The following is a 26,410-nucleotide window of genomic DNA, read 5'->3' as shown; positions in this document are numbered from 1 at the left end:
CCGCTGTGGATTGGAGCCAAGTCAATTGTTCAAAAAACACGCATGTTACTTGAGCATTTGCCTGCTCGTTGCACCACTGGTCGCGACAGCCGATGCGCTGCCGCTGGATCTTGTCCCTGTGGCGTCTACAAGCCCGGTGCAACAGGCCCTCGCGCAGTTGCCAGGCGTTTGCCCAAGCCTTGTTGCCCATATCGACGCGGCGACGCAATCGCGCCTGCAAGCGTTTTACCAGCAGCAGGGTGATGTGCCGCTGTGGACAGACGATACTCGCCGCCAAGCCTTGCACACACAGTTGCTGATGCTGGCTGACGACGGCCTGGACCCCACCCACTATAGCCTGCCCGCGGCGTACGCCACGGCCAACGTGCTGTGCAGCGATATCGACGTCAGCCGCCAGTACCTGCAAGCCCTGCAGGATCTGCATTATGGGCGCCTGCAGCAATCACGCTTCGAGCCGCTGTGGCATTCCCAGCCGCCGACCCGCGACCTGAATACCGAGGTGCTGGCCTTCGCTGCCAGTGGCCTGCAAGACATGGCCCGCGCTTTCGATCAGGCGCGCCCCAGCGCCGACCTTTACCGCAGTTTGCGCAATGCCTATGCCACCGTGCGCCTGCAACCGTTGCCACATTGGGACCCGGTCGCCAGCGGGCCATTGCTGCGCCCTGGCATGGACGACCCTCGCGTGCCGGAACTGGCGCTGCGCTTGTACCGCGGTGGCTACCTGGCGAACGCGCCCAGCGGCAATGGCAAGCAATACCATGACGAACTGGTCAAGGCGGTCAAGGCCTTCCAGCTCAGCCACTCATTGCAGGCCGATGGCGTGATCGGCGCGGGCACCGTGGCCGAGCTCAACATCAGCCCGGCGATGCGCCGCGACCAACTGCGTATCAACCTCGAGCGTTTCCGTTGGCTGGCCCAGGACCTGGAGCCCGAAGGCGTACTGGTCAACGTCGCCGCCGCGCAATTGAGCGTCTACCAGGCCGGTATCCCTGTGTGGCAAACCCGTTTGCAAGTCGGGCGTGCCGAGCGCCAGACGCCGCTGCTTAAGTCGCGTATCACCCGGCTGACCCTGAACCCCACCTGGACCATCCCGCCGACCATCATGCGTGAGGACAAACTCCCGGCCATCCGCCTTAACCCTCAATACCTGCGCCAGCAGAACCTGCGAGTGCTCGACCCTGAAGGCCGCCCGTTGGCGCCTGAACAGATCGATTGGGCGCACCCCGGCAATATTCTCCTGCGCCAGGACGCCGGCCCGCGCAACCCGCTGGGTAAGATCGTGATGCGCTTTCCCAACCCGTACTCGGTGTATTTGCATGACACACCGAGCCAACCGTTGTTTACCAAAGGGCCACGTGCGTTTAGCTCGGGTTGCGTGAGGGTCGAGCAACCGTTGTTGCTGCGCGACCTGCTGGTAAGCCCGGCCGAACGCACGCGCACCGACGAACTGCTCGCCACCGGCGTGACCCATGAATTCCGGCTGGCCACACCGGTGCCGGTGCTGTTGGGGTACTGGACGGTGGAAGTCGATCGCCAGGGTGGCCTGGTGTACGCGCCGGACATCTATGGGCGCGACCTGGTGTTGATGAAGGCGATGGGGGCTGTGCTTTAAGGTCGGCAGCTTACCTGTGGCGGGCGGGCTTGCCACAACAAGCCCGCCCGCCAACTGTCAGATGTGCTTGAGGACAAGCGCCACAGCCTGATCCGCTGTCACAAGCGCTGTATCGACCGTCAGCGGCAGTTCATCCCAAGGCTCATACTCATGCGCCAATACTGACTGCCAAGTAGGCGGGACCAAGCCGGCAATATCACCTGAACGGCTTTCAACGCGGCGCTGGTGTTCCTGCTGATCCGAACAGATCACTTGAATATCCAGCCACTCAACGCCTGCCGCCGTCGCCACGACCTTCCACGCCGCCCGGCTTTCCCTGACCGGGTTCACACCATCAGCAATGACCCGGTGCCCCAGGCGCAAATTACTTAACGCCAGCGCATTCGCCACGTCATAACCGCTGGCACCCACATCGCCAGCCAACACGCCGGCGTCCCGAAGCGCCTGCTCAATCACATCGATACGCAGGTAAAACGCACCTATCTGGCGTGCCAGTTCGGTGGCAATTGTAGTTTTGCCGGTGCCGGGCAGGCCGCTGAACACAATAAGCATCATCAATCCTTTGCAAGGGGAACCCGGCCAGTCTAGCCGCGCTTACTTCAAATAGCAGGCATTGATCCAGTCTGCCGAGTGGGCTGCCAGTTACGTCGTCACAGGCAGGTAAGGTTCATCCGCATGGGCAACCCGCATTGCACCTTTTTTGTTGGAGACGGTGCAGGTGCCGTGCGACGGCGGCACGGTCACGGTGCAGTGGGACGGGCAGGGCGGTGTGGTATTGACCGGCAGCGTCGAGCCGATCATGCAAGGCACGGCGTATCTGTTCTAAAACCTTACGGTAAATGTCGTTCCGTAACGGGCGCAGGAACTTACCGCTACGTCGCCGCCATGCACTCTGGCTAACTCGCGCACGATGTACAGGCCCAAGCCCACGCTGCGCACACCGCTGCCTTGGTCGGTGCCACGGGTCATGGGCTCGAACAGGCCGGCCAGCAGCATTTCTGGAATCACCGCGCCGTGGTTGTGCACCGCCACTTCGCAGCCGGTATCGCCTAGCCGTGAGGTGATGGTGATCGGCTGGAGAGGGTCGCCATACGCCACGCTGTTGGCCACCAGGTTACCGATGATCTGCTGCACTCGGTCGGCATCCAGGCAGGCATCGCCATGACCTTGGGCTTGATGTTCCAACGTGGCCTTGGGGAAGGCCACGCGCAGTTCATCCACCGCGCGCGCAATCACAGCGTGCAAATCCAGCGGCGCGGCCTTGATGGTGATGCCTTGGCCAACCCGGGCTTGGGTGAAGTCGAGCAAGTCGGCGATCATCCGGTGGGCGCGCTCGGACGACTGGGCGATATGGCCCAACAACTGATGCTCCTTGGTCGTGCGCTCGCCGCGCTTTAGAAAGTCGGACGCCATACGGATGGCCGTCAGGGGGTTCTTCAAATCGTGACTGACGATCGCCACCATCTGCTCGGCAAACAACGCGCGTCGCTGGGCAATGGCATAGGCCTCGCTCAATTGCGCCTGGGCCTGCTGCAGCGCGATTTCGGTGGCGGTTTTTTCCTGCAACAGCGCTTCGGCCAGGTTGCGCGCGTTGAGCAACTCGCGTTCGTACTTGTCGCGGTCGGTGGTGCCGAACAGCGCGAGGTCGTAGACCACAGCGTCGGCCTGTTCGCGCTTGTTGCCATTAAGCAGCACGGTCACTTTGTGCCCGTCGTGGTGCAGCATGTCGAGCTTCACTTCGGTGACACTGCCGCGCAGGCGCAACATCGGCGCCAGGTGGGTCTGGTGGAAAATCCGCCCGCCCATGGTCAGCAAATCCTGAAAGCGCCGCCCGCACAGCTCGGCGCTGCTCAAGCCCAGCCATTCGCTGAACCACGCGTTGGCTTGCAGGATCGTGCCGTCTTCTGCGGTGACGGCCAGGGCACAGGCGGCGTTGTCGAACAGGTCAACCGACATCAGTATTCGCCCACGGCGCCAGGAAACTTTGCATCGCGGCGGCGCAGGCATGCGGCGCGCTCATGTGCGGGCAATGGCCAACATTGTCCACCAGGCAATACGTGCTGTTGGGCAGTATGCGGTGCAGGTATTCACCCACGGCCAGCGGTGCGATCAGGTCGTCGCTCGATTGCAGGATCAACACCGGGGCGGTCAGGCCGATCACGTCCTGGCGGTTGTCCGACAAAAAGGTCACGCGCGCAAACTGCTTGGCGATGTCGGGTTCGGTGCGGCAGAAACTGTCGCGCAGCGTGTCGCTCAAGGCCGGTTGCCCAGGCGCACCCATGATCACCGGGGCCATGGCGCTGGACCAGCCCAAGTAGTTGCTGTCGAGGGTGTCGAGCAGGTCATCGATGTCGCTGCGCTTGAAACCGCCGACATAACCCACGTCATCAATGTAGCGCGGCGACGGACCGATCATCACATGGGCGGCGATGCGCCCGGGGTTCATGCGGTCGGCGAGGGTGCCGATCATCGCGCTGACCGAGTGGCCGACCAAGATCACCGGGCCTATGGCAAAGGCTTCGATAATCTCGTTCAGGTCCTGGGCATAGCCGTACAGCGTGCCGTACTTGGCTTTGTCGAATGCACTGAGGTCCGACAGGCCGGCCCCGACCAGGTCGTACATCACCACGCGAAAGCGCTCGACGAATACTGGCGCCAGGTAATTCCACATCGCCTGGTTGCAGCCGAACCCATGGGAGAACACCAGGGTCGCCATCCCGTTGCCCATCACGCTGACGTTGTTGCGGTGCTTAAGGTTCATGCGATTCTCGTGGACGGCTCTTTGCTAGGCGGGCTGCGGGCAGTTTAGATACTCGCAGGCGTGGGGTCACGCGTTATACATCGATAAGGTAAAGTCGGCGCCTTCAGGTAGAAACTTCAGGTAGCAAACATGGCGCTGTTTGTACGGCAATCCCTCTTGAGTCTGCTGGCGCTGGTGTTCATCGGGCTGCTCTGCACCGTCCAGGCTCAAACGTCGCCCATCGGCGTAGCCCTCGACCAACGGGTAGTCGACCTCACCGACACGCTCGACACCGGCCTCACCAGGCGCCTCAAAGATCAACTTGCCGCCCTAGAGCAGCGCAAAGGTGCGCAAGTTGCGGTACTGCTGGTGCCCACCACCGGCGGCGCGAGTATCGAGGACTACGCTAACCAACTGTTCCGCGCCTGGAAACTGGGGCGCAAGGGCGTTAACGACGGCATCCTGTTGGTGGTGGCCAAGGACGACCGCAACGTGCGCATCGAGGTGGGCTACGGCTTGGAGGGCACCGTCACCGATCTGTTGGCCCATCGCATTATCGAAGAACACATCACCCCGGCGTTTCGTCAGGGTGACTATGCGGGCGGTGTTCAACAAGCGGTCAATGACTTGACCGTGCTGGTGGACGGCGGCGATCTGCCCAAGGTGAGCGGGCCGGGCATTAACCCCCAGGCGATAGCCGTTTTGCTGGCGTTTATCGCGGGGGGCATTGGCGGTGTACTGATCGCCGCTGGCAAGCTGCCTTGGCGCCGGGCAGTGATTGCCGCCGTGGTGGCCACGCTGCTGCTGGCGTTTTATGGCGGCGGTCGGGACTGGCCGATGTCCCTGCTGCTATTGCCGCTGACCCTGCTGATCGGCGGCGCGACCTTCGGTGCGCTATGGCTGGCGCGTACCGTGTTTTACTGCGTGATCGGCTTGCTGCTCTACATCGGCGGGCTGCTGCTGGTCGATCAATACGTCGACGTCAACCTCATCCATTGGTTGGCAATGCCGTTGGGGGTACTGGCTGTGCTGGGGGCGTACCTGGTGCTGTGGGTGGTCATGCGAAACGCCTGGAAAACCAGCCGGGTAGGGTTTGCCGTACGGCTGTTCGCGGCGGTGGCGGTGTACGTGGCGGCAGGGCTGGTCGCGGACGCGGGCCGTGAAGGCTGGTTGCTGGCGTTTCCGATTGCCTCGTTTGTGGCGTTGTTCATCTTTGGCAAGACCGCCGGCGGCTCGGGCTCAGGTTCGAGCGGTGGCTCCTGCGGTTCAAGTTCCAGCAGCTCCAGTTCCAGTAGCAGTTCGTCCGGTGGCGGTGGTTCCAGTGGCGGCGGCGGGGCGTCGGGCAGTTGGTAACCCCTTGGTGCTCAGCACCTGAGAGCTTACGCCAGGACGATGTAGTCATTCTGCTGGATGATCGGCCGGTGTGGGCCTTGCACCAGATGAACATAGCGACCGTCCACCAGGTCGATGGGCAGGCAGTCGTCGATGTCCATCACGCCGTCGGTGTGGGCCTGAGACCAGTGGCGCAGCCTCTGCTGTTTGCCTTTGCTCATCGCTTCCTTTTTATTGCGCGCGACCACCAGCAAATAATGATGGGCCTCGCCAAACGCGTTAGCTTCATAGCCGCCCAGGTTGATGAAGTACAGGTGATGCGCATCCGCCTGGGGCGCCATCTGGCTGATCTGGACTTTCCAGCCGTCGACGCCATCGACGGCCATCCATGAGTCAATATGCACACCCTTGGGGCTGCCGAACCAGCCGTCGCGCAATTGCGGGTAGGTGGATTCCAGCGTATCCGCCACCGCGAACACCACATCATGAACTTCAATTCTGGCCCGTGGGTGCTTGCCCCCGAGCATGACGACAAACAGCATTGCAGGTTCTTCCTGGCGGCTTGGCAAAGGCTAACCATACTGCGATTGAACCCTTTTGTCCGGTCAGTGCCACACTGTTAATCCGCGAACTCATCAGGAGGTTGTCATGCGTACCATTGATCTGGCTGGCGTTCCCGTGCCTGTCATCGGCCAGGGCACCTGGCGCATGGGCGAAAACCCCGACCAGCGCAGGGCCGAAGTCGCCGCGTTGCAATTGGGTATCGACGAGGGTATGACCCTGATCGATACCGCCGAAATGTACGGCGAAGGTGGTGCCGAAGAAGTGGTCGGCAAGGCCATTCATGGCAAGCGCGACCAGGTGTTCCTGGTCAGTAAAGTTTATCCGCATAATGCCAGCCACACGGGCGTGCCCCGCGCCTGTGAAGCCAGCCTGCAGCGCCTGGGCACAGACTATATTGATCTGTATCTGTTGCACTGGCGTGGCCAGTACCCACTTGAAGAAACCGTCGAAGCCTTCGAGCGTCTGCGCGAGGCCGGCAAGATCGGCCGTTGGGGCGTTTCCAATTTTGACGTGGCCGACCTGCAGGAACTCGCATCCCCGGCCTGTGCGACCAACCAGGTGCTCTACAACATCGAAGAGCGCGGTATCGAATTTGACCTGCTGCCGTGGTGGCAACAACACAACTTGCCATTGATGGCTTACTGCCCAATTGCCCAGGGCGGTGAGTTGCTGTCCAGTCCGACCCTCAAGCAAATCGCGCGCCGCCATGAAGTTACACCTGCTCAGGTCTCCCTCGCCTGGGTCTTGCGACAAGACGGCGTGATTGCCATCCCCAAGGCCGTGACACCCGAACATGTGCGGCTCAATGCCGGCGCCGCACAGCTGGTGTTGGACGAGCACGACCTGGACGCGATCGATCGTGTATTCGGCGCCCCCAAACGCAAGCACCCGCTGGCGATGGTGTAGTCAATCAGCAGCACGAACGGCGCCGTCCTTGGTCGCCGTTCCTGCATCAGCCGAGGTTAGCCGGCGACTGGGCTACGCCAGTCGTCCGAGCCCGAAGTGCCGGCCACTTCGTGGGTCCAGACAATCTTGCGATAGGTGAAGTACACATCCTCCAAATGGGTGAAGTGCGCGTTGGCCGGGTCCTGGCAGTTGGGCATGCGCGACTGAATGTCGACGATGGTCGCGCCTTCCAGCTCCGTGGTGAAGTAGTGCTCCTGGGTGCCGGCCGAGGAGGTACGGAACCACTCCAGTCGGCAGGACACTTCTTCACCTGTGGTCAGAGCGCTGAAGAGCAGCGGTGAGGATTTGTCGAAGACCTTGCTGATCATCAGCGGTTTATGCACCCGTTGGCCGGTTGGCTGACCTGATTGCGGGTCGCGGGGAATGATCACCTGATGGGCAAACGCTTGCACAAGGATCTGATCCTCATGTCCCTCCTGATAAATGTTGCCGACCGAATCCTGGGTAAATGTGCCTGCCGTGATTAAACCTTGTTTAACACCGGTAACAGAGAGGTACGCGGGTGTTGGCATGACTGGTTTCCTTGTCTGATTGAGTAGGTGTTTCTGAGCGACGAGGACGCCGCTCAGGCAAGTTTCTATAACAAGAAGCGTGCCTGAGATGATAAGGCTCAATGAAACAAGGATGTAGGGGGAGGGTGTGGGCGAGAGGCTTGAAAGTTGCCATGGCTTTATCGTGTTTTTAGTGTTTTTTGTTGCGCGCTGGTGTGCAGTTAGTTGCTCATGCTGTTTATTGCATATAGGCGCGACTTAGCCAGGTGGAGGTGTTTGTTGTGGCGAGTTAACTGCGCAATCTATTGCGCGGGCACCCGATTCTACTGGTTCGTAGGAGATTTCTTAAGTAAGAGTCTGTGGCTTGCTGATTGCTCTTTGGATGGCTAAGGTTCGAGTGCTTCCTCGAGTATTAACGGGAATCAAATAAGGCTCCAGTTTATCTAATGGTAACTGGTTCGCTGCCTTTATCATGAAACAGTTCTCTGTGGCCTAAAATGGTTTATTCAGACACGCTGTACGCTTATTACCTTGAAGTTGCACGGCAACCTTGTTCGCCAGAGGATTTTGCCGGCTGTGATATTCGGTTTTCGAGCGAGTTTGAAACCTTGGAGTTCGAACTTGGCAAGGCGCAATCGATTCATGGTTCAAGCCTACCGGATTGGCAGAAGGTCAGTGAGAACAGCGAGTGCCTGCTGCGCGAGCACTCCAAGGATTTGCGAGTCGCCGTCTGGTTGACCTGGGCGCTGCATCAGCGTGATTCGTTTCCTGGATTGTTGGCTGGCCTTGGGTTACTGCGTTACCTGTGTGAGCACTACTGGCCGACTGTGCACCCCGCCAAGTCGCGTACCCGCAGTGCCGCGTTCAGCTGGTTGGTGTTGCGGCTGGAACCGCTCTTTGCGCAGAACCTCTCGCTGACAGACCAGTTGCCATTGTTCCAGGCGCTCCAGGAACATCTCGCAAGCCTGGATGCGTTATGGGGCGAGCGCCTGGGCGATGATGCGCCCTTGTTGTTGCCCATTCTCAGGCAGCTCTCTGAGCGCCTGGCACGCGCCACGCAAAGCCGTATTGATCCTGGCGGACTCGCGGGCGTCATTGCCCAGGTCAAGCAGGCAACAACGCAACTGCGCAAGCCCGAGCAGTCGGTCAATAACGAAAAAGACGCTCACAAACTGCTGCGTGTTCTGCAGGAGCAGGCTCGCCCTTTGTGTGCTTGGTGGCTACGCCAGAGTGCGACCGACCTGCGTGCTTTGCGCCTGAACCGAACCTTGGCATGGCTGACGCTGATCAGCTATCCAGACGCCAACAATGAGCGGGTAACGACGTTGCGGGCGCCGTCGCCCGACAAGCTCAAGCGTTTCAAGGATCGCTTTAACCAGGGGCATTACGCCGATCTTTTGCTTGAGCTTGAGGTGAGCCTGGCCAGTGCGCTGTTCTGGTTCGACGGGTTGCGTATGGCCTGGGAGTGCCTTGAAGCCTTGCAGGCGGACTTGGCTATGACCGAGCTGGAAATGAATTTTGCGCTGTTGTTGCAACGCCTGCCGAGCTTGCCTGAGTTCAGGTTTGACGATGGCAGCGGGTTCGCCGACCCCGCGACGGTTGACTGGATTGCGCTGCATGTCCTTCGCCATCTGCATAAAGCCGAGCCCCTAAGCACCACTGCCGATGTCGGCAGTGAGCCTTGGGAAGCCGCTTTGCAGGCGGTGATGTCCAGGCTGCGCAAGGAAGGACTCAGGGCGGCGGTCGGCGAGCTCAAGCAGGGGTTGCATGCCGCCTGCAGTGACCGCGCACGTTTTCACTGGCGACTGGCGTTAGCCAGGTTGTGTATTCGGGCGGGCAAACATGAGTTGGGCAAGATCCAGCTCGAACAGTTGGACCTTGAACTACAACACGCGGGCCTGGAGCGCTGGGAACCCGAGTTGGCGTTTCAAGTCGCTCGGCTCCTGCACCGCTGTTATGACCTTTTGCCGCAAGACCACGCCGTGCGCGAGCGCAAGGAAGTCACCCATCGCAGGTTGTGCCACTTCGATCTGGAAGCGGTACTTGAATAGGCTTTCGAGCCCACTGAAAAAGGAGAAATACCGTGGCCAAAGACGGTTCGGTAGCACCCAAGGAACGTATCAATATCACCTTCAAGCCCACCACCGGTGGCGCCCAAGAAGAGGTCGAGCTGCCGTTGAAGTTGCTGGTGCTGGGGGATTTCAGCCAGCGCGAGGATTCGCGCAAGCTCGAAGATCGAAAGCCCATTGGCATCGACAAGAACACCCTTGATGAGGTGCTGGCCAAACAGGCGTTGAGCTTGACGCTGAGTGTCCCCAATCGTCTGCAGGCGTGCACTGACGTCGAAGACTTGGCCATTCAGGTTCGGATTAACTCGATGAAGGATTTCAACCCCGCGCACTTGGTTGAGCAGATACCCGAGCTACATAAACTGATGGCATTGCGTGAAGCGTTGATGGCGCTCAAGGGGCCTTTGGGCAACACACCCAGCTTTCGCAAAGCCATTGAGCAGGCGCTGGCCGACGACGAATCGCGTGCGCGGGTATTTGCCGAGCTAGGGCTGAGCCAGCCTGGCGCCTTAACACTTCAGTAAAAGGACACTGACACCATGATCACTACCCAGCCCAACCCGGAGCTCGCAAGCGCTGCCGACGAGTACAGCATCCTCGACAACATCGTCGCCCAGACATTGCTGAGTGCCGACGACGAGGCATACGGCATTGCCAAGCGAGGCGTGTCAGCGTTCATCGAGGAATTGCTCAAACCGCAGAACAGTGCAGAACCGGTGAAGAAACGCTTGGTCGACCGAATGATCGCCGAGATCGATACCAAACTCAGCCAGCAAATGGACGAGATCCTTCATCACCCGGAGTTCCAAGCACTGGAGTCTGCCTGGAAGGGCCTGCAGTTACTGGTTGAGCGCACCAATTTTCGCGAGAACATCAAGATCGAGCTGCTGAATGTCTCGCGGCAGGATCTGCTGGATGACTTTGAGGACTCTGCTGAAATTACCCAGTCCGGGCTCTACAAACATATTTACAGCGCTGAATACGGTCAGTTTGGTGGTCAGCCGGTGGGCGCGATCATTGCCAACTATTTTTTCTCACCCAGCGCACCTGACGTGAAGTTGATGCAATACGCGTCAAGCGTGGCCTGTATGGCTCACGCCCCCTTTATAGCCGCTGCCGGGCCAGCCTTCTTTGGGCTGGAAAGCTTCACAGGGCTGCCTGATCTCAAGGACCTCAGGGACCATTTTGAAGGCCCTCAGTTTGCCAAATGGCAAAGTTTTCGCCAGAGCGAAGACGCCCGCTATATCGGCCTTACCGTGCCGCGCTTCCTGTTGCGAACACCCTACGACCCACTTGAATGCCCGGTTAAAACCTTTGCCTACCAGGAGAACGTGGTCAACAGCCACGAGCACTATCTGTGGGGCAATACCGCTTACGCGTTTGCTACGCGCTTGACCGATAGCTTCGCGCGTTTTCGATGGTGCCCGAACATCATCGGCCCGCAAAGTGGCGGGGCGGTAGAGGACCTGCCGTTGCATCATTTCCAGAGCATGGGTGAGATCGAGACCAAAATTCCTACCGAAGTACTGGTTTCTGACCGGCGCGAATACGAGCTGGCGCAAGAGGGGTTTATTGCCCTGACCATGCGTAAAGGCAGTGACAACGCGGCGTTCTTTTCCGCCAGCTCGGTGCAGAAACCCAAGTCCTTTGGCATCAGTGAGGAGGGCAAGGCGGCTGAGTTGAATTACCGACTTGGCACCCAATTGCCCTACATGATGGTGGTCAACCGTCTTGCTCATTACCTCAAAGTGCTGCAGCGCGAGCAATTGGGTTCATGGAAAGAGCGTACGGATCTGGAGTTGGAGCTCAACAAGTGGATTCGCCAATACGTCGCTGATCAGGAAAACCCCAGTGCCGAGGTCCGTGGGCGCCGCCCATTGCGCGCTGCACGCATCGTCGTCAGCGATGTCGACGGAGAGCCAGGCTGGTATCGCGTCAACTTGAGTGTACGCCCGCACTTCAAGTACATGGGGGCAGACTTCACGTTGTCTCTGGTCGGCAAGCTCGATAAAGAATGAGCAGAAGCCAGGGAATGCCTCACAACACTAGCCTTTTCGAACGTCTCGATTGCGATGCGTCAACCCAGGTCTGCAGCAAGACGTCTGTCGCTGCGCATTTGGGGAAAATGCTCAGCACCCGCGCAGGCAGTGTCCAGACGCTGCCTGACTACGGCTTGCCTGACCTCAATGACATGCGTCTTAGTCTGCATGAGTCCTTGAGCCAGTCACGCGTGCTGATCGAGCGTTTCATCCGGGCGTACGAGCCGCGGTTGGCAAATGTGCGCGTCAGGGTGTTGCCACGTGTGGGTGAATCTTTGACCCTGGCATTTGCGATCGAAGCAGCGCTGATGGTGGGAGGTGTGATGCAGCCCGTTGTGTTTCATGCGCGACTGGCTGACGCCGGTCGCGTGGAGGTCTGTGTCGATGGGCTTTAATCGCTATTTTCAAAGTGAGCTTAGTGCCTTGCGACAACTCGGGCAGCGCTTTTCTGCGCGTAATCCTGCGCTGGCACCTTTTCTCGCGCAGACCGGCCAGGATCCGGATGTGGAGCGATTGCTGGAGGGGTTCGCGTTCCTGACGGGGCGCCTGCGCCAGAAGCTGGATGACGAGCTACCTGAGCTGACGCATTCCTTGATGCACTTGCTATGGCCCAACTACATGCGGCCAATGCCTGCCTTCAGCATCCTGCAGTTTGACCCCTTGAAACGTGCAGGTCCCACGGTACGAGTGGCACGCGATACCGCTGTGGAAAGCATAGCCATCCAAGGCGAACGCTGCCGTTTTCGAACCTGCTACACCACTGATGTGATGCCACTGCGACTCAGTGGCCTGGAGTACAGGTCGCAGGGTGAAAGCGCATGGCTGGACCTACGCTTGAACATGAGTGGCGAGGGCAATTTCAGTGAGCTTGCGTTTGACTCCTTGCGCCTGCACATGGCTGGGGACCGCTACATCAGCCAAGGCTTGTACCTCAGCCTGTTGCGTCACCTTGATGGCATCCATTTGCTGTTGCTGGATCACGCAGGTTCGCCGGTCAACGGTGCTGATGGGCAACCCGCAACCCTGCGTTTGCGCGCCAATCAGGTCCAGCCGGTGGGGTTTTCAGAAGAGCAGGCGTTGATTCCTTATCCGCACAACACGTTCCGTGGTTATCGTCACTTACAGGAATACTTCGCCTTTCCTGACAAGTACCTGTTTGTCGATGTTGAAGGGTTGGCTGCGCTGCACTCGCTTCCCCACGAGCTGCTCAAACAGGTGCATGGCATGGTGCTGCGCTTCGAGCTGCGCACCCAGACGCAGCCACTCCAGCATCCCACGCTGGACAACGTGAAGTTGTATTGCACGCCCATCGCCAACCTGTTCAAACATGATGCCGTGCCCGTTCGCTTGGACGGAAAACTCGACGAGTACCTGTTGGTGCCGGGCGAATATACGTTGGGCAATGCCGCAGTGTTTTCCGTGGATAGCGTCACGGGATGGAGCCCTGGTGGGTTGGGTTATCAGGCATACGTGCCGTTTGAATCCTTTGAGCATGACGGCGATATCAACCAGTCGACCGCGCCTTCCAGCTACGGCATTCGCCAACGCTTGTCATTGCAGCATGGCGGCCTCGATACCTGGATAGCGTTTGGCGCTCGCCGCGCAAAAGGCCATGAAACACTCTCGATCGAACTGACCTGTACCAATGGCAACCTGCCACGGCAGTTGCAAACAGGCGAGATAAATCAGCCCTGCGAACAGGCACCGGAGTCACTGACCTTTCGCAATATCACTGTGCCCACTGCGAGCTTCGCGCCACCGCTTGATCAGGACTTCCTGTGGAAGCTCATCAGCAACATGTCGCTCAACTATGTGTCGCTGACCGATATCAACGCCTTGAGAGTAATCCTCGAGACTTACGATTTTCCGCGCTATCACGATCGGCAGGCACAAAAAATCAGCCAGACAAGGCTTGGCGCGCTGCGATCGATTAGCCACGAGGCCGTTGACCGTTTGCACCGGGGCCTGCCCATTCGCGGTTTACGCGTTGACCTGACAGTCGATCCGCAAGGGTTTCTCGGTCAGGGCGACATGTTTGTTTTCACTTCTGTCCTCAATGAGTTCTTCGCGCTCTACGCCAGCCTTAATTCGTACCACGAGTTGCGAGTCACCAGCACACAAGGAGACGTGTATCTATGGCCATCCCGGATGGGGCAACAGCCCCTGCTTTGACTCAGCTTTGTCGTGTCATCCGTGAGTACACGCTATTCCAGGCGGTTCAGCAGGTGATCGAACGATTGCGCGATGCCCACCCGTTGTTGGATGAGGACGCGCTCTATGAACAATTGGAATTCCAGGCCAACCCTGGCCTGGGGTTTGCGGGTCATGACATAGATCGTGTGGAGTTTTTTGTGGAACACGGCCAACTGCGGGCGCGCCTGCGCCTGAACATTCTGGGGTTAGTGGGTGCCGGATCGCCACTGCCGGCGTTTTATGGTGAACAGGCGTTTACCGAGCGAGCCGGGGGCAACCCCACCCGCGACTTTCTCGACATGTTCCACCAACGGCTGCACCGATTGATGTTGCCGATCTGGCGTAAATACCGCTATCGGGCGTGTTTTCAGTACGGGGCCAACGATGTCTTTTCAGAGCAGATGTTTGCGTTGATCGGCTTGGGTGGCGTAGCGATTCGCCAGGCCACGCAACTCGACTGCAAGCGCCTGTTGCCGTACCTGGGGCTCCTGAGTTTGCGCGCGCATTCGGCCGCGTTGATTGAGACCGTCCTGCGGTACTACTTCAAGCACACCGCGTTGTTCATCGAGCAGTGGGTTGAGCGCACGGTGGAGGTGGCGCCTTCGCAACGCAATAACCTGGGCGTCGTCAACAGCGAACTCGGTCAAAACCTGGTGCTGGGGCAGCGTGTGGCCGACCGCAGTGGGAAGTTCAGGGTGCAGGTGCTTGCACTGAGTTGGCAGCGTCTTCATGAGTTCCTGCCCACGGGCAGCGAGTTCCAACCCTTGTGTTCACTGGTGCGTCTTACCGCACGCGATCCGTTGGAGTACGACCTGCGCCTTGTGCTGGCTGAAGGTGAGATCAAGGCGCTGCAGATTGGCGAGTGCAACGTCTGTCGCCTGGGTTGGACCAGTTGGTTGGACCCTGAACATGCCGATGGCGTGGTCACACTTGCGGGCAAATTTCATTAGGGACTGATGATCATGATTAATGTGGACCTGCAACAACTGATACGTACGTTGACAGCCCAGGCACGGCGAGACCTGGAACACGCGTCTGAGCGTTGTGTCATGCGCGGTGGCCGTGAAGTGTTGGTGGAAGATTTGCTCCTGGCTTTGCTTGAGCATCCCGACGGGGTGTTGGCCAAGGCATTGGCGGACGCCGAGGTACAGAGGGGCGAACTGCACGCGGTATTGCAGCCCCGAAGTGAGCAGAGCGCGACCCGCAACCCTGTGTTTGCCCAGGCGTTGGTTCGCTGGTTGCAGCAAGCGCTGATGGTTGCTCACATTGAGCTGGAACAACGCTTTGTGGATCACGGCGCACTGTTGCTCGCGCTGCTGCGGCACCCGCTGGATTACTCCGGCAGTGGCTATTACCCCGTGCTGAGCCGTCTGGATGCCAGCCGTGTGCGTGATTTCCTGGCGAGTCAGGCGTCTGAGCCGCAACGCGTGGCGCCCGACTCGCTGTTGCAGCGCTTTACCCATGATCTCACGGGCCAGGCGCGTGAAGGTTTGATCGATCCGGTGCTATGCCGTGACAGTGAGATCCGACAACTGATTGATATCCTTGTACGGCGGCGCAAGAACAACCCGATTCTGGTCGGCGAGGCTGGGGTGGGGAAAACGGCGATTGTCGAAGGGCTGGCCCTGAAAATCGTCGCTGCGCAGGTACCCGAGACGCTCAAGGACACTCGCGTTCTGACCCTGGATATGGGCCTGCTGCAAGCGGGCGCTAGTCTCAAAGGCGAATTCGAGCGGCGCCTCAAAGGCTTGATCGATGAAGTCAACGCCGCGCCACAGCCGGTGATTCTGTTTATCGACGAAGCCCATACCCTGGTGGGCACCGCAGGCCAGGCAGGAGGTTCCGACGCCGCCAACCTGCTTAAGCCGGCGCTGGCGCGAGGCGGGCTACGTACCATCGCGGCGACTACTTGGTCAGAGTACAAGCAGTACATCGAAAAAGACCCGGCATTGGCACGGCGTTTTCAGCCGGTGCTGGTCGGCGAGCCGAGCGTGGACGAGGCTGTGTCCATCCTGCGCGGTCTGGTCTCGGTTTATGAGGCGAGCCACGGCGTCTATGTGCGTGACGATGCCGTCGTGGCGGCCGCGCACATGAGCGCTCGCTACCTCGCGGGTCGCCAGTTGCCGGACAAGGCCGTGGATGTACTGGACACCGCGTGTGCCCGGGTGCGTACGCGTCAGGCAATGCCGCCTGAGGCATTCCAAAGCATCTGTGCGGAGCAGGAAGAGGGCCGTCGACAGCATCGTGCATTGACGCGGGACGCCGATATGGGGTTGCCGGTCGATACGCAGGCTTTGCAGGCATTGAACCTACGCTTGGAAGCCATTGAGTGCGAGCGCCAGGCGTTGGAGCGGCAGCGCTCGCAATTGCCGGGCAACCTTGAGGTGTGCCCGCGCCTGGTGGCGCAGGTCATCAGCGCCTGGACCGGTATTCCCGTCGAACAGCTGGCGCTTGAGCCCAACGAAAAAGTCTTGGGCTTTGCCGATGCCTTGCGCGCTCGCATCCTGGGGCAGGAGCACGCCGTGCAGGCCCTTGATCGCGCCCTGCGGGCTGTTGCTGCAGGCCTGAACAAGGCAGATGCGCCAGTAGGGGTTTTCCTGCTGGTGGGGCCCAGTGGTGTCGGCAAGACAGAAACAGCACTGGCCCTGGCGGACCTTCTGTACGGCGGCGAACGGTTTATCACCACCATCAACATGTCGGAATACCAGGAAAAGCATGCCCTGTCTCGATTGATCGGCGCTCCACCGGGTTACATCGGTTACGGCGAGGGCGGCATCCTGACGGAAGCCGTGCGCCAGCGCCCTTATTCAGTGGTGCTGCTCGACGAAGTCGAGAAGGCCGATCCGGAGATCCTGAACCTGTTTTACCAAATATTCGACAAGGGCCGCGCGAATGATGGCGAAGGGCGAGACATTGATTTTCGCAATACGCTGCTCCTGATGACTTCAAACCTGGGCAGCGACTGCATCAGCGCGTTATGTGCAGGCGGGCAGCGACCGGATGCCCAGGCGCTGCAGGAGGCTCTTCACCCCGTATTGCGTGCTCATTTCAAACCAGCATTGTTGGCGCGGATGCGTGTCGTACCGTATTACCCGATTGCGGGGCAAGTGCTGCACGACGTTGCAAGGCTCAAGCTGGCGAGCCTCGGTGAGCGACTGCATCGGCGCAAGCTCGCATTCACTTATTCGTCCGAGCTGGTTACATACATGACCGAGCGTTGTGCCCACAGTGATAGCGGCGCGCGCTACATCGACCAATGGATCGAGCGGTATTTACTGCCACAGATGGTGGACCGTCTTCTAAGCGCGATGGCCCTGGGCGAGTCATTGTCCTTGGCCCATGCGCAGCTGGATGGCAACGGCCAGCCGATGTGCGAGTTCAGCTAATGACACATGATCTGTTGGCCGACCTTTCCGATCCTCTGGCCTACGCCGATGCCTTGCTGCACTGTTTCCTGGGTGTGGGCCTCGACAGTGATGAGACTACCTTACCAGGCCTGTGTGTGGCGGGGGCCGCGCAACTGAGCCAGTGCGAACTCAGCCAGTTGTACCTGCTTGATGAGGTGACGGGACGACTTGACCTGATCGCCCAGCATTTGCCTGACGCACTAACGTCCACTGACCTGGCTTCAGGCTCGCCATGGCACAAAGAACAACTGCTGCACTACGTCATCAACCAGCGCCGCATGCTCAGCCTTGATGACGTGGAGAGCGGCCTCTATGACACGACTTTTCTGCCGCTGACGCAGACACAGACACCTTGGCGTTCATTGTTGGCGGTCCCGTTGTTCAACCGGAGCAAGCAGGTTACCGGCGTACTGCTGTGCGCCAGTTGCCACTCAGCGGCGTTGCACGGCTATGCACCTTCGTTGGAACGATTGGGCAGCTTTGCCTTGAACCAGCTACGCCTGTTGCGGTGCATTCAGCCCATGCCGAGCGCCAAAAGGTCCCAGCGTGGTGCGCCGATGGCGGGGGCGTATGGCTTGATCGGCAACAGTGATGCGATTGAGGCGACCTGCCACCTGATCGACAAGGTCCTGCACACCCCTTACACCGTTCTGTTACGGGGCGAGACCGGTACGGGCAAAGAAGTCGTCGCGCGCGCCATTCACGCGGCGGGGCCGCGCAGTGCCAAGGCATTTGTGGTGCAAAACTGCGCTGCCTTCCCGGAAGGCTTGTTGGAGAGTGAGCTGTTTGGCTACCGCAAAGGTGCATTCACCGGCGCCGAGCGCAACTACGCGGGGTTGTTTGATTCCGCGCATGGCGGAACATTGCTGCTGGACGAAATCGGCGATATGCCGCTGGCATTGCAAGCCAAGTTGCTGCGCGTACTGCAAGAGGGCGAGGTTCGTCCGTTGGGCGCCAGTGCCGCCCATAAGGTTGACGTGCGCATTATCGCCGCGACCCACCGCGACCTCGCTGCGATGGTGGCAGAGGGCAGTTTCCGCGAAGACCTTTATTACCGGCTTGCACAGTTCCCTATCCAGTTACCTGCCCTGCGTGAGCGGGACGGTGATGTGCTGCAACTGGCGCGACATTTTGCGGAAAAGGCCTGCGTTTCTCTTGGGCGGGCGCCTGTTGATTGGTCGAACATCGCACTTGATCAACTGTCGAGCCACCGCTTCCCCGGCAATGTTCGCGAGCTCAAGTGTCTGGTAGAGCGAGCGGTTCTGCTATGTGACGACGATGTAATTCTACCAGTGCACCTGTCACTGCCACTGGCGCCAGCGGCGGGCGCTGCCGCAACAGTCGATACGACACTGCGCCAGCGCATGGAGCGGGTGGAAAGGGTGTTCCTGATTGATTGCCTGCACAAGAACCGCGGCAATCGCACCCGCACTGCACGTGAGCTGGGCGTTGCTCGGCGCACGCTGCTCTACCGTCTTGCTCGCTTGAACATTCCTTTTGGCGACGCCCAGGGTGAACGCTGAATGGTGAGTTTGAACTTTGCAAAGTATCACCGCCGCCTGCGTCGAATCGGGCCTGGCGACCTCAACGTTGTGGGAGAACCCTGATGCGTTTTCGTACGTGGCAAGCCGTCGTGCTTGTGTTGTGTTTATTGGGTGGCTGCAGCGCGAACTATGTGTTTGATGATGCCGATTACCGTCCGTTGGGTGAGCCGAAGGTGAACACTCATGACCAGTGAATGGGGGGAGCCAGGCCATGCAACTTATGCTTGAGGTATGTGATGTAAAGGGCGTCAACAGCGCGGTACCGGCTTACAAACTGTTCGACGCCGCAGGCGGTGTGATTGGTCGCGGTGCTGGTTGTGACTGGACGATTGCTGATTCCAGTCGGCTGCTTTCCAGCCACCATGGGTTAGTTGCGTACCGTGAGGGGCGGTACTTTTTGACGGATATCAGCACTAACGGTATCGGTGTGTGCGGCAGTGCCGAGCGGTTGCGCAAAGGGCAGGCGCGGTTGATCGGCGATGGCGAGGTGTTTGAGCTGGGACCGTTTGCGATCCGGGCGCGTTTGATAACGCAGGCGCCGTTGCGGGATGAACCCTACGATGTCGTGGGAGGCGCCATCCCCGATGATGCTTTCCTGTCGTTGGACCCCATTCAAGCACTGGATCTCGAGCATCGGCGTCAGACCACGTCGCTTGAGTTGGCGGCTTTGGACGAAGCAACCGAAGTGCATGGGTCGTGGCCGGATCACAGTGTGGCCAGCAGAGACCATCTGACCCTACCTCGGCGCGCTGAAGCCGTTCGGGAAACACCCTCCAATCCTGGTGTTGCGACGCCACCGAACAACAGCGAGTTTTGGGCACAGTTCGCGGCTGCGCTGGGCATTCGTCTGGAGGCACTGGATCGCGCGAGCCAAGAGGCACTGGCGATCAAAGTGGCGCGTTTGCTTCGAATAGGCGTCGAGGGGTTGAAACAAAGTCTGCTTACCCGCGAAGAGCTGAAAAGTGAGCTGGACCTGCCGTTCGTAGACACCTTGCAAAAAAGTCGCAACCCCCTGAACGCGTGCGTCGATACCGATGCTGTATTGGCCAGACTGCTAGGGCCGGGGGAGGCGGACGACTTGCCTGCTGAACAGGCGATTGCCCACGTTCATCGAGACCTGCAGGCCCATCAGGTTGCGTTGCTGGCGGCCTGTCGCAGTGCCCTACGCAACGCGCGTTCGGCCTTTGCACCTGGGCATTTGCTGATGGGCTTCGACTACCAGGATAAGCGGCCATGGTTTTTCACTGACGGTGGGCACTGGCGCGCTTACCAGCGTCACTACCAACGCTTGATCGCGGATGAGCAGTGGTACGGCGACGACTTTGCCAAGGCCTATGAAGAGCAGGTTCGCTTGATCTCAACACTGCACGTCGATTATTCAGGATGAAAATTATGCCTCGAGCCTCCCTTGTTTCAGTCCTGCTCCTGCTGGGTTTCATGGCCGGTTGCAGCGCGGTATCGCCTTTTTCTACGTTGACCAAACTGGATGTGGCGCTGACGGCAGGTGACCAAGTCAACCCCGACTTGCACGGCCGCCCGTCGCCGGTGGTGGTGCACCTGTTCGAGTTGCGACATCCCGTTGCCTTTGAGAACGCCGACTTTTTCAGCCTCTACAGCAACGCCGAACAGGCGTTGCCCAAGGACTGGTTGGGTAGCGAGGAACTTGAGCTACGCCCAGGTGAGCGGCTGACGCTCAAGCTCAGTCTGGCGCCTGACGCGCGCTTTCTGGGGGTACTGGCGGCCTATCGGGACCTGCCTCATGTGCAATGGCGGTTGGTTATCCCCGTCACACCGCAACAGGTGACCGTTGCTGACTTGGTACTGGACCAGACAGGTATTCGCGTTGCCTCGCCCAATCGTGACAAGGAGGCGCAGTGATATGCCTGTTCATAAAGTCATCTGGCAGGAAGGCATGTTGCTAAGGCCGCAGCATTTTCAGCACAACGATCGCTATTACCACCAGCAACTCAATCAAACCCGGTTACTTGGCAGCGATGCCTGGGGATTCCTCACGCTGGAGGTTGATTTGCAGTACCTGAGTCTTGGCAAGGTGGTGGTCCATCAGGCCTCTGGGGTTTTACCGGATGGCAGCTTGTTCGAGCTGAGTGCTGCGATGGAACCCTTGGTCCTGCAGGTGCCCGCCAACGCGGGCACGCAAACGATTTATCTGGCGTTGCCGCTGGCCACCGGTAACCAGGCCGAGGTTCGCGGGCCACAGCAGACCGATGTCCTGACGCGCTATCTGGCCTGTGATGTGGAGGTGGGTGACTCGAATGCGGGTGTGGACTCCCGCTTCCACATCCGTTGCGCGCGCCCCGATCTGCGTCTTCTGTTGGGAGACCCGCCCGGCGACCAGGGCTTAGTCAAACTCAAGGTGGCGCAGGTCCTCGGCTCTTCCGATGAAGGCGGCGTGATCCTGGACACGGACTTCACACCGACCTTCATTTTTCTTCAGGGTAGCGGCTATGTGTCGTCGTGCCTCAAGGAGGTCATCAGCCTCCTTGCCAGCCGCGGGGACGCCATTGCGGCGCGTATTCGCGGCGAGGGGGCGGCAGCTGGCTCGGAAATCGGCGACTTCCTGATGTTGCAACTGATCAATCGTACTGAGCTGCAGCTACGTCACTACTTGAGCCAGGCCCAGGTCCGACCGCAAGAACTGTTCCGAGCATTGCTGTCGATGTTTGGTGAGTTATCAACGTTCGCCAGCGACAGTAAGCGCGCGCACCTGGAGGTGCGTTACCGGCATGGCAATCAAGGTGAGAGTTTTCGTGGGCTGATGGAGGGCGTACGCGACGTACTGTCAATGGTGCTGGAGCAACACGCCATCGAGCTGCCACTGCAGAAACGCCAATACGGCGTGTTGGTATGTCCGGTGAGCGACTTGAAGCTGCTGGGCACGGCAACCTTCATTCTTGCGGCCACGGCGCACTGTGATTCGGAGGAGTTGCGCCATCGCCTGCCGGCACATTTGAAGATCGGGCCGGTAGAACGCATACGCGAACTGGTCAATCTGCACCTGGCGGGTATCAAGGTCAAACCACTGCCGGTGGCGCCGCGACAGATTCCGTTCCACGCCGGAAAAACCTATTTCATGCTCGATTTGAATGCCCGCGACATCACACAGTTGGAGCAGTCCGGTGGTTTCGCGTTCCATGTAGGCGGTGAATTTTCAGCGCTTGAACTCAACTTTTGGGCCATCAGGAACTGAACACTATGGACAGTGAATATGCGCAGGATGAAAAAACGGTGTTGCTCGACCATGAAGGCCGTGGCCCGGCACAGGGGCCGATAACGGATTACCCTTCGCCACCACGCTTTGAGCAATTGGAAGATCGGATGATCTACGCCGCCCGCGTGCAGGAGGCGCAAAGCTTCAAGGTGGGGCTCAACCCCCTCGTCGCCGCCGCATCGGCCTTATTGTCGCAAGTGGTTCAGCTCAAAGGTTGCTCCGGTCGCGAAAGCCTGAGTTCGGTCAACGAGCGACTGTCATCGGCGGTCACTCAATTTGAAACCCACGCCTTGCAAGGCGGTGTCGAGAGCAGCCAGGTCATCTCAGCGCGCTACGTGCTGTGCAGCGTGGTTGATGAGGCCGTGGTCACCACCTCGTGGGGCAATCGCAGCGACTGGTCGAAGATGAGCCTGTTGAGTCGCTTTCACAACGAAACCTTCGGCGGCGAGAAAGTATTCCAGCTGTTGGAGCGACTGTCCCGTGACCCGGTCAAGCATCTGGTGGTGCTGGAGTTGATCTACCTGTGCCTGTCCATTGGCTTTGAAGGCAAGTACCGCATCATGGAGCGAGGTGCACCGCAACTCGAGCTTGTACGGGACGCCTTGTATCGACAGGTAAGGCAGGTGCGCGGCGAGCCACCTCCGGGACTCGTGCCGCCAGCACCGGCTGGGCCCGCGCGGCGCACGCGATTACGCGTCATTTCCGCCACATGGGTTGCGGTCTTTACCCTGGCATGTGTGCTGGCGATGTATGCAGGGTTTGCCTGGCGGCTGGGCTCCGATGCCGTCAGTACGCTGCAACCCCTTCAATTTTCGGCGTCGAAACTGACTCAGACGCCCCTCTAAACGCTGGGAGCAATGAATGAACGCATTCTACAAGAGCGTGAGCTCCGTGCTGGGCAGGTTTTGGGTCTGGAGCCTGATACTGGTGCTGTCCTGCGCAGTGTTGGTGTGGTGTTTAGGGCCTTTGCTGGCAGTGGATGACTACCGGTTCTGGCAAGGCCAGACGGCTCGACTGATGACTATCAGTGCACTTTTTCTGCTATGGGGGCTGGCGGTAGTCGTCGCGGGTGGACGCCGTACAGCTGGGGGCAACGGGCCTGAACGCGAGGCACCCCATCAGGCGCCGGGAAGGGCGCAAGACGAGCAGAAACAGGTACGAGGCCGCTTCAAGGAGGCGGTCCACAGGCTTAAAACTTCGCCTCGCTACGCAGGACACAATGAGCGTTGGCGCAATGAGTTGCCGTGGTACTTGGTGATTGGCGACCAAGGCAGTGGCAAGACGCGTCTGTTGGCGGCGGCCGGCTTGCAGTCACCGCTTGATCACGTTGAGGCGATGCCGGCGCACGGTACTGCGCAATGCGAATGGTATTTCGCCGACGAAGGTGTACTCATCGATACGCCGGGGCGCTACCTGACGCAGCCTGACAGTGTGACGGACGCCGCAGGCTGGTCGACGCTGTTGGGTGGGCTCAGGTCGCGCCGCCGAGTGCGCCCACTCAATGGCGTGGTGGTGACGTTATCGGTCGAGGCGTTGTTGAGCGGCAATGAACATGATCTGGATCGTCACGCCCGCTATGTGCATTCCCGGCTACAGGAAGTCCAGCAGACATTGCATGTGGATGTACCGATCTATCTGGTGTTGACCCAGGCTGATCGGCTGCCGGGGTTTGCCGAATTCTTCGACTCGTCCACGGGCGAGGACGTCGACAGCGTGCTGGGGCAGTTTCTCGATGCTGGGAAGGCTGGCATTGACATCACGCAGGTACGCCAGGCGTTCGAGGCGTTACTGCAACGGTTGAGTGCTGAGCTGGTGACGCGATTGCACCAGGAACGCAATGTCGACCGCCGTGGCCGTATGCTGGATTTTCCCCAGCACGCGGCGCAGCTCGGTGAGCGTTTGTGCCTGTTTATCGAGTCGGCGCTTTCTGCTCACCGTTACCCGCGAATCAACGGTTTGCGCGGGTTCTATCTGACCTGCGCTGGCGACAGGCGCAGCCACTTCATCCCGGGGCTGTTCCGCCGGGTGATTTTTGCCGAGGCTGGCCTTGCCGGCTTGCAGACCCAGGAGCGGCAGCGGCTTCTTCGGCGCCAAGGGCTGCAGGTGTTAGCCATGGCAAGTGTGATCGGTGGTCTTGCAGGCTTGTGGGCTCACAGTTATTCAGTCAATCAGCAGCGCCTGGCACAACTGGCGATACTGCTTGCACAACCCTCGATTAGCGTACCGGATACCGACCAGACTCTGGCGTTGTTGGATGCGCGCTTGGCGGCGATGCGGGTATTCCCACCAAAGGAAGACGTGCCGTTCATTGAGCGCGCCGGCCTGTATCAAGGAGAGACGAGCCGTCCATTGTTGGCCCGCGCCTATGAGCAGGCGTTGCTGCAGCCGTTACTGGATCAGATAACGGCACAGCTCGAAGAGCAAGTGCGCGCAAGCCTCAGTGACCGTGAGCGGCTGTTGGAAAACCTGCGCGCGTACCTGATGCTCAATGTACGTGAGCGTCGTGATAGCGCCTGGCTGGCTCCGCGGATAGCCGACCAATGGTCTGCGCGATATGTGGGCGATACGTCGAAGCAGGCACGCCTGAATCAGCACCTGGCGCGGCTGCTGGAGCAACCGTTCGTAGCGTCGCTGGATGAAGCGCTTGTGGCGACAGCGCGTGAAAAACTTCGGGGTGAATCGCTGGCCGATGTGGTGTATCGAACCCTGCGCGAACAATCGCGCAACCTGGAGCCTCTGCGCCTGGCCGAAGGCAAGGTGTTCACCGCCATTGATCCACCCATTCCCGGCTTCTACACAAAACGCTATGTGCAGTACTTCGAGGCACAAGGCCCAAGGCTGGTGAACGCCATCGCTCAGGATAACTGGGTGCTGGGGGAGAGCACCGACTTGAGTGCGATGGATCTGCGCCGGCTGATGACTGAACTGCAGCAGCGCTATTTCAGTGAGTATGCTGATGTCTGGAGCGCCGCTCTCGGACGGGTCCGTCTGCAGCAGACGGACAGCCTCAAGCAGGATGCCGTGCAGTTGGCGAGCCTGACATCGGCGCAGTCACCGTTGATGCAGGTGTTACTGCTACTGCGCGAAAATACACGGTTGCTGCCCAGTCCTGAGCTATTGGGCAAGGTGGCCTCTCAGGCGGTTGAGTCAGGCGCGCGTATGCCGTCAGCGGTGGCTGAGGCGCTGGGGGCGGTGGCGCCGGACTCTGCCCGTCGAGCGTTGCAGCGGCGTTTCGAGCCGTTGCACCGGTTGCTCGACGAGCAACAGAACCCCGGCGTTGAGTTGACCCAGGTGTTGCGCGTGCTCGACGAGTTGCACTTGCAACTGGCCGCGCTGAACCGCGAGAGCTTGCCGGAGCAGGCAGCTTTCAACCGGGTCAAGCGGCGAATGGAAGGGCAGCAAGATGCATTAGGCAGCCTGCGTGATGCCGCTGCGCGCCTACCATTGCCGCTCGCCGGTTGGTTTGAAGGTATCGCCGACGACAGTTGGCGTCACTTGCTGGAAGGGGCTTATGTGCACGTCAACCACCGCTACCAGAGTGAGGTGTATGGCCTCTACGCCAAGGCAATTCGCCAGCGTTACCCCTTCGAGGCCCACGCGGCCAGCGAAGTTGCCCTGACTGACTTCCAAGAGTTCTTCAAGCCCAATGGCGTGATGTCGGGCTTTTATGAGGGCTACCTGCGACCTTTCATCAGCGCTGACGGCAGCCGCTACCGACTGCGTAGTCTGGACGGCAATAGCCTACCCATATCGCGCTCGTTACTGGATCAACTGACGAAAGCCCAGCTTATCCGCCGCGCCTTCTTCACCCAGGAAAACACTGAGTTGTCTGTTCGATTTACCTTGGCACCCTATAGCCTGGACCAGTCGGTCAGTCGCGCGACACTGCGCTTTGGCGAGAAACAGCTTGAGTATCGGCATGGCCCGATCGTGCCGATGACCTTCGATTGGCCCACCGACGCGGACGAAGGCCGTAGCAGCCTGGTCCTGGAAAGAGGCGCTGAGCAACGGCCACTGGGTATCGAGAAAAATACCGGGGCCTGGTCGTTGTTCAGGTTTTTCGACTTGTTGCAAAAAGAGCCTGCAAGTGGGCGAAATGCGCAGCTCTACAAGGCTGACCTCGCTGGCTTACGCGCCAATTATCTGCTCACGAGCCAACGTACACCCAGCCCGTTTGACATGGAGGCGTGGCGCACTTTCCGCCTGCCGGAACTCCTGTGAAGC

At 59.6% G+C, this 26,410-nt stretch carries 22 protein-coding genes and 1 pseudogene; 18 read left to right on the top strand and 5 right to left on the bottom strand.

The features are described from left to right. Positions 1–25: 25 nt before the first annotated feature. Positions 26–1,612 carry a L,D-transpeptidase family protein gene (locus tag FW764_RS23630; RefSeq protein WP_446435984.1) on the top strand — a complete coding sequence of 529 codons (1,587 nt, stop codon included), beginning with the start codon at positions 26–28 and terminating at the stop codon, positions 1,610–1,612. Between the two features lie 57 nt (positions 1,613–1,669). Here FW764_RS23630 and FW764_RS23625 read toward each other — a convergent pair whose 3' ends face one another. Then, positions 1,670–2,164: an AAA family ATPase gene (locus tag FW764_RS23625; protein ID WP_446435983.1), complete on the bottom strand. Its 495-nt coding sequence runs from the start codon at positions 2,162–2,164 to the stop codon at positions 1,670–1,672. A 154-nt stretch (positions 2,165–2,318) separates the two neighbouring features. On the opposite strand from FW764_RS23625, the pseudogene FW764_RS23620 reads away from it, so the two are divergent. Beyond that, positions 2,319–2,438: pseudogene (locus tag FW764_RS23620) on the top strand (diaminopimelate epimerase); the annotation flags it as partial. Here FW764_RS23620 and FW764_RS23615 read toward each other — a convergent pair. Both FW764_RS23615 and FW764_RS23610 read right to left on the bottom strand, forming a co-directional pair. Further along, the gene (locus FW764_RS23615; RefSeq protein WP_446435982.1) at positions 2,435–3,568 is read right to left on the bottom strand and encodes a PAS domain-containing sensor histidine kinase; all 1,134 of its coding nucleotides are present in this window, start codon (positions 3,566–3,568) and stop codon (positions 2,435–2,437) included. The pseudogene FW764_RS23620 and the gene FW764_RS23615 overlap by 4 nt on opposite strands. Then, entirely contained in the window at positions 3,558–4,373 is an 816-nt protein-coding gene (locus FW764_RS23610; RefSeq protein ID WP_446435981.1) for an alpha/beta fold hydrolase, read from the bottom strand. The genes FW764_RS23615 and FW764_RS23610 overlap by 11 nt, the downstream gene beginning before the upstream one ends. Before the next feature lie 129 nt (positions 4,374–4,502). Here FW764_RS23610 and FW764_RS23605 point away from each other — a divergent pair, with 129 nt between their 5' ends. Beyond that, positions 4,503–5,705 carry a TPM domain-containing protein gene (locus tag FW764_RS23605; protein WP_446435980.1) on the top strand — a complete coding sequence of 401 codons (1,203 nt, stop codon included), beginning with the start codon at positions 4,503–4,505 and terminating at the stop codon, positions 5,703–5,705. A 26-nt stretch (positions 5,706–5,731) separates the two neighbouring features. Here FW764_RS23605 and FW764_RS23600 read toward each other — a convergent pair whose 3' ends face one another. Next, the gene (locus FW764_RS23600) at positions 5,732–6,226 is read right to left on the bottom strand and encodes a DUF1543 domain-containing protein (RefSeq protein WP_446435979.1); all 495 of its coding nucleotides are present in this window, start codon (positions 6,224–6,226) and stop codon (positions 5,732–5,734) included. A 106-nt stretch (positions 6,227–6,332) separates the two neighbouring features. Here FW764_RS23600 and FW764_RS23595 point away from each other — a divergent pair, with 106 nt between their 5' ends. After that, entirely contained in the window at positions 6,333–7,154 is an 822-nt protein-coding gene (locus FW764_RS23595) for an aldo/keto reductase (protein ID WP_446435978.1), read from the top strand. A gap of 56 nt (positions 7,155–7,210) precedes the next feature. Here the strand turns inward: FW764_RS23595 and FW764_RS23590 are convergent, their stop codons facing one another. Further along, positions 7,211–7,726 (bottom strand): Hcp family type VI secretion system effector, encoded by a 516-nt coding sequence (locus tag FW764_RS23590; protein ID WP_083358146.1) that lies wholly within the window; start codon positions 7,724–7,726, stop codon positions 7,211–7,213. A gap of 476 nt (positions 7,727–8,202) precedes the next feature. Here FW764_RS23590 and tssA point away from each other — a divergent pair, with 476 nt between their 5' ends. The 14 genes from tssA to tssM all read left to right on the top strand — a co-directional run bounded on the left by tssA (position 8,203) and on the right by tssM (position 26,407). Beyond that, entirely contained in the window at positions 8,203–9,756 is a 1,554-nt protein-coding gene (gene tssA, locus FW764_RS23585; protein ID WP_446435977.1) for a type VI secretion system protein TssA, read from the top strand. A gap of 32 nt (positions 9,757–9,788) precedes the next feature. Further along, a complete protein-coding gene (tssB, locus tag FW764_RS23580) occupies positions 9,789–10,298 on the top strand; it encodes a type VI secretion system contractile sheath small subunit (protein WP_446435976.1) in 510 nt (169 codons plus the stop codon). Positions 10,299–10,313: 15 nt separating this feature from the next. Then, on the top strand, positions 10,314–11,792 hold the full coding sequence (gene tssC, locus FW764_RS23575; RefSeq protein WP_446435975.1) for a type VI secretion system contractile sheath large subunit: 1,479 nt from the start codon (positions 10,314–10,316) through the stop codon (positions 11,790–11,792). 14 nt (positions 11,793–11,806) lie between these two features. Continuing rightward, positions 11,807–12,208, top strand: a complete 402-nt coding sequence (gene tssE, locus FW764_RS23570) for a type VI secretion system baseplate subunit TssE (protein ID WP_446435974.1) — start codon at positions 11,807–11,809, stop codon at positions 12,206–12,208. Continuing rightward, complete coding sequence (gene tssF, locus FW764_RS23565) at positions 12,198–13,985, top strand: type VI secretion system baseplate subunit TssF (protein ID WP_446435973.1); 1,788 nt, start codon at positions 12,198–12,200, stop codon at positions 13,983–13,985. Before tssE ends, tssF begins: the two co-directional genes overlap by 11 nt. Then, positions 13,949–14,956 (top strand): type VI secretion system baseplate subunit TssG, encoded by a 1,008-nt coding sequence (tssG, locus tag FW764_RS23560; protein ID WP_446435972.1) that lies wholly within the window; start codon positions 13,949–13,951, stop codon positions 14,954–14,956. Before tssF ends, tssG begins: the two co-directional genes overlap by 37 nt. 12 nt (positions 14,957–14,968) lie before the next feature. Then, the gene (locus FW764_RS23555) at positions 14,969–17,392 is read left to right on the top strand and encodes an AAA family ATPase (protein WP_446435971.1); all 2,424 of its coding nucleotides are present in this window, start codon (positions 14,969–14,971) and stop codon (positions 17,390–17,392) included. Then, positions 17,392–18,936, top strand: coding sequence for a sigma-54 interaction domain-containing protein (locus tag FW764_RS23550; RefSeq protein WP_446435970.1), 1,545 nt, complete (start codon positions 17,392–17,394; stop codon positions 18,934–18,936). The genes FW764_RS23555 and FW764_RS23550 overlap by 1 nt, the downstream gene beginning before the upstream one ends. Before the next feature lie 83 nt (positions 18,937–19,019). Next, positions 19,020–19,151: a type VI secretion protein gene (locus FW764_RS23545; RefSeq protein ID WP_446435969.1), complete on the top strand. Its 132-nt coding sequence runs from the start codon at positions 19,020–19,022 to the stop codon at positions 19,149–19,151. A 17-nt stretch (positions 19,152–19,168) separates the two neighbouring features. Next, positions 19,169–20,344 (top strand): type VI secretion system-associated FHA domain protein TagH, encoded by a 1,176-nt coding sequence (tagH, locus tag FW764_RS23540; protein ID WP_446435968.1) that lies wholly within the window; start codon positions 19,169–19,171, stop codon positions 20,342–20,344. A gap of 5 nt (positions 20,345–20,349) precedes the next feature. Beyond that, positions 20,350–20,835, top strand: coding sequence for a type VI secretion system lipoprotein TssJ (gene tssJ / locus FW764_RS23535; RefSeq protein WP_446435967.1), 486 nt, complete (start codon positions 20,350–20,352; stop codon positions 20,833–20,835). Between the two features lies 1 nt (position 20,836). Next, a complete protein-coding gene (gene tssK, locus FW764_RS23530; RefSeq protein WP_446435966.1) occupies positions 20,837–22,165 on the top strand; it encodes a type VI secretion system baseplate subunit TssK in 1,329 nt (442 codons plus the stop codon). A gap of 5 nt (positions 22,166–22,170) precedes the next feature. After that, the gene (icmH, locus tag FW764_RS23525; protein WP_446435965.1) at positions 22,171–23,031 is read left to right on the top strand and encodes a type IVB secretion system protein IcmH/DotU; all 861 of its coding nucleotides are present in this window, start codon (positions 22,171–22,173) and stop codon (positions 23,029–23,031) included. Positions 23,032–23,047: 16 nt separating this feature from the next. Next, on the top strand, positions 23,048–26,407 hold the full coding sequence (tssM, locus tag FW764_RS23520) for a type VI secretion system membrane subunit TssM (RefSeq protein ID WP_446435964.1): 3,360 nt from the start codon (positions 23,048–23,050) through the stop codon (positions 26,405–26,407). The last annotated feature ends 3 nt before the right edge of the window (positions 26,408–26,410 follow it).

Source organism: Pseudomonas sp. 1152_12 (assembly GCF_052850675.1).
Note: the sequence above shows the minus strand (reverse complement) of the source record. Positions and strands in the feature narration are given on the sequence as shown.